At 35.1% G+C, this 2,037-nt stretch carries 3 protein-coding genes; all 3 read right to left on the reverse strand.

Features of this window, described 5'->3' with window-relative positions; genetic code table 11:
- Positions 1–170: 170 nt before the first annotated feature.
- Positions 171–722, reverse strand: a complete 552-nt coding sequence (locus tag CD036_RS08200) for a DUF334 domain-containing protein (RefSeq protein ID WP_002303113.1) — start codon at positions 720–722, stop codon at positions 171–173.
- Entirely contained in the window at positions 688–1,680 is a 993-nt protein-coding gene (locus tag CD036_RS08205; protein ID WP_002485664.1) for a relaxase/mobilization nuclease domain-containing protein, read from the reverse strand. Before CD036_RS08205 ends, CD036_RS08200 begins: the two co-directional genes overlap by 35 nt.
- The coding region (locus CD036_RS08210) for a plasmid mobilization protein (RefSeq protein ID WP_103388406.1) at positions 1,662–2,037 on the reverse strand (376 nt) is incomplete at its 5' end. The genes CD036_RS08205 and CD036_RS08210, both read right to left, overlap by 19 nt.

Here is a 2,037-nt window from a genome sequence, read left to right on the forward strand (position 1 = left end):
AACAAGTTAGCTAACACATAGCCCATTCCAACCAATAAGTTTTCTCGGCATAAAAACGTGTTATAATACTATTAGTTGTTTTTTCATAAGGAGTTACCCCCTTATTTGCATTTATTTTGCATTTTAAGGGGGTATTTTGCGTATTTAGCCCTTTTTATATATAAATCTACCTAAAGGTCATTAAATACTCTAAAAAACAATGCTATGAGCCACAGAATGATAGCGAAGAATACATAGGGTACTGCATAAAGTATCAACATCAAATATCGCCATGCACTTTCGTGGTCATCAATAAAACCATTAATAAAGCTATATAAATGTTCAATACCAAAGAAATGACCTATCGGACCTGTCACAAGCATTACAAGTACAAAAATAATTAGCACAAAAAATATATTTGTAACGCCTTTTGTCATCACTTTTAGCGCTGTATTCGATTTATCAACCACTTTGTTATGGTCTTTTATTTTACTTTCTAAGATTTCTTTATACTCTTTTGTTTCTTCTCTCGCTTGTTTCGTCACTTCACGTATTTCGTCTTTAGTATCGCTTAATTCATCTTGAATAGCTTGTTGAAAATCTAATTTCAAATTATCTTCATCAAGTCGTTTAATATAGTGCTTTGCAGTTGTTTCAAAGTTTAATCTTGCATGCTTAGTCTTTTCTTCAAAAACATCTAACTTATTATTAAAGTTCGAGGTCGAAGCCTCTAGTCTTTTCATGAGTATGTTTGTTCTCTCGTTCCTGTCTTGCTCGCTCTTCTCTAGCTCTTCTATTCTGTTCTTCAAGTTCTCTAGCTTTTCGCTCTCGTTCTCGTTCTTCTCGTTCGCTACGCTCTCTATTCTGTCTAATTGCTTGCGTACTTCTATTAAATCGAGCCCACTCTTTCTCTCGCTCTTTATCTCGCTTGATTTTCTCTCGTCTTGCCTGTTCAAGTTCTCTCTGTCTTGCTTGTTCTTCTCGTTGTTCATTTTGTCTGTTAAAGCCAATTTCTAAGCCCCCTTTGTCGTAATCTTCGCCTAATTTCTTCCCACGCACTTTTTTATCTTCTTCCAAATGTCGATAAGTAATTGTTTTGTCTGTAATACGTTCAATTTTTATGCCATTTTGTTGTAAATCATTACCCAGTTCTTCATAAGACGCTGCTTGCGATTGATCTATGGCATGCCTTATCTCATCTTTCCAAGATGTTTTCCCTTTGTTCAATACGCTATATTCTGCTTGTGTATAACGTAATTTCGCTTTTTCTTCGGGTATTGACAAATTATGTGAAACACATATTTCATCATTCGCTTGTCGAATATCATGTAGTGCTTTTTTATTATTATTAAATTTCTTGCCCGTTTCTAAATCAATTGAATTAATCACAATATGATTATGAACATGGTCTGTATCGTTATGTGTATATACGGCAACTTGATGATTAGGTGCTATCTTTTCTGCTAATTCTAACCCTAGTTGATTACATTGTTCTGGTGTTACTTCGTTAGGCTTAAAAGATTGAATAACTACATGCCCTTCGTTGCCATCTGTTTTGCCATACATTTCACGTGTTGCTTTAAAACTGCTTTTTGCATAATCTATATCACAATTCAAAGCACTTTTTTCTTCTGCACGTTTTTCTGCGTAATTAATAGCTCTTGATGTTGATTTCGTTGAGCTTATTTTAGTTGTTGCCATATCTCATGCAACTCCTTCTTAAAGTCATCAAATTGCTTAATTAAATCATCGTATTTTTGTTCAGGTAAATTCACTGCTTGTTCTTTATGTTGATTAAACCATTTCGCAATCTGATTTACGTTTGCCCCCATACTGCCTAAATCTTTAGCAATCGATTGTCGCGTCTCTTTATCTAATTTTGGCGCTACCAATCGACTGCCTTGTGCCTTTTTCTTAACGAAACTCGGCACACTCATATTCAAAGTTTCGGCAGATGACCTTAACTTTTCATATTCGCCTTCGTTCACTCTGAAACTAATTTGCTTTGGCTCTTTGCGGTTGGGTTTACGGTTTCCCCCAACAGACAAATCGCTAGCC

Origin of the sequence: Staphylococcus arlettae, assembly GCF_002902345.1 — a bacterium.
In the GTDB taxonomy this organism is placed as follows: Bacteria; Bacillota; Bacilli; order Staphylococcales; family Staphylococcaceae; genus Staphylococcus; species Staphylococcus arlettae.